Annotated in this window: 4 protein-coding genes and 3 pseudogenes; 3 read left to right on the top strand and 4 right to left on the bottom strand. The window is 41.9% G+C overall.

Translation table 11 applies throughout. From position 1 onward, the window contains the following. Window positions 1-28: 28 nt before the first annotated feature. Together JCM10991_RS16515 and JCM10991_RS16280 are read left to right on the top strand one after the other, a co-directional pair. Window positions 29-259: pseudogene (locus tag JCM10991_RS16515) on the top strand (5-methylcytosine restriction system specificity protein McrC); the annotation flags it as partial. 29 nt (window positions 260-288) lie between these two features. Next, window positions 289-639: a 5-methylcytosine restriction system specificity protein McrC gene (locus tag JCM10991_RS16280; RefSeq protein WP_051528016.1), complete on the top strand. Its 351-nt coding sequence runs from the start codon at window positions 289-291 to the stop codon at window positions 637-639. A 19-nt stretch (window positions 640-658) separates the two neighbouring features. On the opposite strand, the gene JCM10991_RS11130 is transcribed toward JCM10991_RS16280, so the two are convergent. The 4 genes and pseudogenes from JCM10991_RS11130 to JCM10991_RS16655 all read right to left on the bottom strand — a co-directional run bounded on the left by JCM10991_RS11130 (window position 659) and on the right by JCM10991_RS16655 (window position 3,683). Continuing rightward, the gene (locus JCM10991_RS11130; RefSeq protein WP_025021524.1) at window positions 659-940 is read right to left on the bottom strand and encodes a hypothetical protein; all 282 of its coding nucleotides are present in this window, start codon (window positions 938-940) and stop codon (window positions 659-661) included. 127 nt (window positions 941-1,067) lie between these two features. Beyond that, window positions 1,068-1,916, bottom strand: a pseudogene (locus JCM10991_RS13945) (threonine/serine exporter family protein); the annotation flags it as partial. A 32-nt stretch (window positions 1,917-1,948) separates the two neighbouring features. After that, window positions 1,949-2,869: a cysteine synthase A gene (gene cysK / locus JCM10991_RS13940; RefSeq protein ID WP_035188932.1), complete on the bottom strand. Its 921-nt coding sequence runs from the start codon at window positions 2,867-2,869 to the stop codon at window positions 1,949-1,951. After that, a pseudogene (locus tag JCM10991_RS16655) lies at window positions 2,866-3,683 on the bottom strand (homoserine O-acetyltransferase/O-succinyltransferase family protein). The gene cysK and the pseudogene JCM10991_RS16655 overlap by 4 nt, the downstream one beginning before the upstream one ends. A 147-nt stretch (window positions 3,684-3,830) precedes the next feature. On the opposite strand from JCM10991_RS16655, the gene JCM10991_RS11115 reads away from it, so the two are divergent. Next, a complete protein-coding gene (locus JCM10991_RS11115) occupies window positions 3,831-5,024 on the top strand; it encodes an acetate/propionate family kinase (RefSeq protein WP_025021523.1) in 1,194 nt (397 codons plus the stop codon). Window positions 5,025-5,582: the final 558 nt, after the last annotated feature.

Below are 5,582 nucleotides of genomic sequence, written 5' to 3'. Positions count from 1 at the left end.
TCAAAGTCAAGATTTTTACCGAGTTTCTTTGGATCAAAGTATTCAAACTAACCTCAAAAAGCCGGTCAACCATGCTTTCTACACGGAATACCGGCAACTTCAATTATTATGCTTACTGATTTTACAGCAGGAAAAACACGGCTTAAATTCGAGTCCAAATAAGGTGTACGGCATTTTATTTGATGTCGCCTGGCTATGGGAAGAGTACCTCTACTTAATTCTAGCTGATTTAGACTTTCAGCACCCCCAAAATAAACAGCGTAGCATGGTGTTTTGCTCTATCAAAAAATGTACGGAAAGCATCGAAATCGTACGGTCTACCCTGACTTCTACCATCCTGACGGTCTCGTACTCGATGCGAAGTACAAACGTGCTGACCATGGGATCCAACGAAATGATCTCTACCAGATTATCACCTATAGCCATATCCTAAATGCTAAAACTGCTGGAATTATTTTTCCAAGCTTAAGTCAGCATCAATACGATATCTTGGGTGACTTGGCTGGCTTGGGTGGTCAAATTTTTAAACTCGGTTTTCAAATTCCGCAAGAAGCTCCCAACTATGCTGCTTTCGTTCAGACTATGGTAGCCAGTGAAAAGCAAGTCAAAAATCACCTTCAGAACTTTTTGGAGCAGTGAGCCCTGGGCTGACTGCTTTTTAGATAATTCTAGCCAAGACTTCCCACAAACTCTCATCACCGTAGATTTCCAAATCTCCCCCATCCCAAATTTGAAAAATTATCTCATCGGCATAAATCGCCTCAAAATTTTGCTTGGTTGGTGCCACCTGCGCTTGCGCATACTCCAAAATATCACCTGTTTCATAGGCACGGTTGAGATTTTCGACCAGAGACCGACTTGCAACTAATTCTGTAACGGTTGTGACATGGTATTGTTTTAACAGTCCGGAAAGTTTGGCTGTCACTAATTGATTAATCATTTTTATCACCTCGAAGATCTCGATCTTACGATCATTTTGGACTTTTGGCAAGTAAAATATTACGACATTCTTCAAAGCATAGTCAAAAAGTCCATCTAGTTTTCATGCCTAGATGGACTTTTGTAATTTATTTCATTCGTTGTTTGGTAAAGTAGTCCAGCGGAATTTGTTGGACAATACTTATGGCAATTGCGATGGTAAAGGCCGTGATAAAGCAACTGCGCATATATGTCAAAGCCAAGTTATCCATCCCCGTAATTAGAAAGTAAATGGCCCGGTAAAAGCCAAGTCCCGGAATCAAGGGAAAGATACTGGTTGACAGGAAAATGGTCATCGGTGATTTACGCTTGGCTGCCAAGACTCGAGAAAAGAAAGCCACAAATAAGGCCGGAAAAAGGACCGCCATAGCTTCGATTTCCGTCATTTGATTAATAAACAAATATAAGAACCAAGACAAGGCTCCCAGAATTCCCAAATCCCCAAAGTAACGCTTAGGCACATGGTATAAAAGCGAAAAAGCTATGGTACCGACACCAGCCATAATCACTTTCACCAGTCCTTCCCACCAAGTATGAGTGACATTGGAAAAAGGTGTTGTCATTTGTTCAGCAAAAGGCAACAGCGCAATTGTTGCGGCAATCCCCACTGAAATGGAAAAACAAGTTAATAACGCCGACATTAAGAGCGATAACCCGGTAGAAAAATTATTTTGCGAAAATTCCCGCACCGAATTTACAAAGAAGGCTCCGGGAACCAGTACCATCAAAGCTCCCAGGATAATCAAACTACGGTGTTGCCCTAGACCAAGCGCATATAAAACATTGGCCGTCAAAGCAATGGCTGCACTTCCCATAATGGTTAAAAGAAAGCCGGTATGAATCTTAGAGCCAATTAGCTGAAAAACCAAACCAGCCACCAGTCCACTCAAGGCCGACGCTAGCGAATCTGACCAGGAACTCCCTAAGGCCAAAGAAAAGCCCACCATTTACCATGATGAGCTTTTGAAAATTAATCAGCTAATTGAATTAAGTCAGTAGATAAGTAACGATCCCCACCATCAGGCGCAACCGTCACCACAATGTGATTAGGGCCAAGTTTTTTGGCAAGTTTTAAGGCTCCGTAAATGTTGGCCCCAGCAGAAATTCCTGGTAAGAAACCTTCCTTAGCGGCAGTTTGTCGCGCGGTTTCTAAAGCATCTTCACTGGCAACTTCAACCACCCCGTCATATAAGTCACGGTCTAAAACTTCAGGAATAAAGCCGGCTGAAATCCCTTGAATCTTATGCTTGCCCGCTACGCCATCTTTTAAGAGTGGTGATTCAGCTGGCTCAAGGGCGTAAACCTTAGTGTTAGCATTTTTAGCCTTGAGGGTGTGACCTACCCCGGTTAAAGTCCCACCAGTCCCGACGCCAGCAACGAAGGCATCAATTTCGTGACCCGCTAGGTCTTCCAAAATTTCTTGCCCGGTAGTTACTTCGTGAATACTTGGGTTAGCAGGGTTTTCAAATTGCATGAGCATGAACCAACCATTTTCCGCAACTAATTCCTTCGCCTTAGCGATAGAACCTTTCATTCCGTCAGCCCCTGGTGTTAAGACTAATTTAGCGCCGTAACCAGCCATCAGTTTACGCCGTTCCACACTCATAGTTTCTGGCATTACGATAACTACTTTATAGCCTTTAGCGGCCCCAAGCGCAGCCAAACCAATGCCGGTATTCCCGGAAGTTGGTTCTACAATCGTACCTCCAGCTTGAAGTTGACCAGCTTTTTCGGCAGCTTCAATCATGGCCAAAGCAATCCGGTCTTTAACTGAGCCTGCTGGGTTGAAGAATTCTAACTTTACATACACATCCGCAGAGTCCGCTTCTGTGTGTAGTTTATATAAAGGTGTCTTGCCGACTAGTTCGGTTACTGATTGATAAATTGTCATACTTTTTCCTCTTTTCTGCGAGCAACCAGGTCCAACCAATTCTGAAAGAAGATTCTTTGCGTTTCTTCCCAGCTAAAATCTGGTTGGGCTTGGTTAGTTTCATCTAAATAATAATGTTGTGGTCGAGCTAGCAGGGTTCTTTGAGCAACTTTAGCCTGCCATTCCCGCTGATACTCTTCTTTTAAGGCATTACGCCCGTATTCTAAGTGTGCGAATAAAAAGGTACGGTGCTTAGCCGGATGCGTAAACAAGAACAAATGCCCCGTTTGACTGCGAGCAATCTCTTGCGCTCCGCCAGCCACTATGCTTGCCCATCCATTTCGGCATACCGAGCATGAGGCGCCAAAAAGCCATCTGCCAAACCCGTGAGTAACGGACTAGACCGCAAAATCTTTTGTGGGTAAACGCCAAAAACTTTTTCTGAGAGATCATGTTTCTGACTGCCATAAAAATAATGACTGGCCACCATCGCCCCCCAACAGAGATAAAACTGTTCGATTTGATGGGTAGCAAGAAACTCCATTAAGTCAACCACTTCTTGATAATAAGTCACGTCCTCAAAGGCTAAATGTTCCAACGGTGCCCCGGTAATTAAAAAGGCATCCATATCCTTGACACGCGATAAATCTAAGGGTGCCATCATAGCTGCAACTTCTGCAGGCACCTGGCGACCCGTATAGTGAGTTTGCGGATAAAAGAAGGTCAGCTCTACCGGATAATCCTGGCTTAAGACCCGTCGTATCCGCCGGATAGTGGCTGCCTTATCATGCATAATATTTAAAATTCCAATCCGCAAACAGGTTTTATTTTTCATTGAATGGTACACCACTTCCTCGTTGAATACGTTATCAGAGTAAACCTTTACTTATTAATTGTCAACAACTTTAAACAAATCTTATTGAATACGTTTTCAAAAACGGTTATAATAAGCATGGTAATAAATTACGAGGGGCGTTTTTTTATGAAGAAAATTTTATCAGTCAACGCAGGCAGTTCTAGCCTTAAATTTAAAATTTTTGCAATGCCGGCAGAAACCGTCATTGCATCCGGAAAATTTGAAAGAATTGGAATTGAACACCCTTTGGTTGAAATTAAGTATGGTGACGGACAAAAATTCTCCGAAGAGGCTAAGGTTAAAAACCATTCCGAAGCAGTGCAAATCCTACTTGATAAACTACTCGACTTAAAAATCATTGCTAGCTACGATGAAATTTCAGGTGTAGGACATCGTGTTGTGGCTGGAGGCGAATTTTTCAAAGAATCCGTAGTCGTTGATACCAATAACGAACGGCTTATTGAAAAGACTTTTGAATTAGCACCTTTGCACAATCCAGCCAACCTCATGGGGATTCGCGCTTTCAAGCAAGCCCTTCCCCACGCAGTAGCGGTAGCGGTCTTTGATACGGCCTTCCACCAAACGATGCCGGAAGAAAACTATCTCTATGCTGTGCCATATAAATGGTATGAAAATTATAGTGTACGTCGTTATGGCGCCCACGGGACGAGCCACCGCTACGTTGCTTCAGTCGCTGCGGACATGTTAGGCAGACCTTTGGAAGATTTGAAGTTAATTTCCTGTCACCTTGGGGCCGGGGCTTCCATTTGTGCTATTAAAGACGGCAAGTCCTTCAACACTTCCATGGGCTTTACACCTTTAGCTGGAGTAACCATGGCCACCCGTTCCGGGGATGTTGACTTCTCTGCAGTCGCCTACATGATGCGTAAACTCAAGGTTAAAAACGTCAGTCAAATGGTTGAGACCTTAAACCACGAATCTGGGATGTTAGGAATTTCTGGCAAATACTCCGACAGCCGTGACATCTTAGAAGCCGCAGAAGCTGGAGACCACCGGGCTTACCTGGCCAATGAAATTTTCGAACGTAGCGTTATTGACTACATCGGACAATACACCTTCGAGATGGGTGGGGTCGATGGGATCATCTTTACCGCTGGTATTGGGGAAAATTCTCAGGAAACTCGTGAAAGTATTGTTAGGAAGCTCGCTTTCTTAGGTATTAATCTTGACAAAGTAAACAACCAAACGCGTGGCAAGAATACCTTCATTTCAACTCCTGACTCTAAGGTAAAAGTCATGCGCATCATGACCGATGAAGAACTTCTCATTGCCCGCGATACTTTCAACTTAGCTAAATAAGCCAATAGGCGCCCACTAGCCAAATCGGTTAGCGGGCGCCTATTTATAATATCCTTTTATATCTTTAATGAACTTTTAGTTTATTATTATATAAAAAGTACATCTATCCGTTATTACTGGAAAATTTCAAAATTTGCTAAAAAATTCACAAGCATCTTCTTAGAGTACACTAGCCCTTCAAAAGCCTATAATATCAGCTTTAATTTTTCTATAAGACTCTTTTGTTGTAAGTGTCTTACAAAATTTTCTCTAATCAGCTGCTGAGAGACGCATTCTCCGCACAATTTTTGACAAAAAACACATCTATGTACTTAAAATTTCGAAGCTATAATTGGATTTTTTAATGCCCGTATAATTTAATTTCTCGATTATTTTTGTCAACAGTTAAAATTATATACCTATATTCCATAATCAATAAATTATAACTTATTCAGTTTTATACGTATAAATATATGTATACGTAATTTTGTACGTACATTTATACATATGCATATAATGATTTATATAACAGCGTTTATATCAAATAAATTAATTAGACATCATGTAAATTCAAATATA

Source organism: Ligilactobacillus equi DSM 15833 = JCM 10991 (assembly GCF_000615765.1).
Lineage (GTDB): Bacteria > Bacillota > Bacilli > Lactobacillales > Lactobacillaceae > Ligilactobacillus > Ligilactobacillus equi.
Note: the sequence above shows the minus strand (reverse complement) of the source record. Positions and strands in the feature narration are given on the sequence as shown.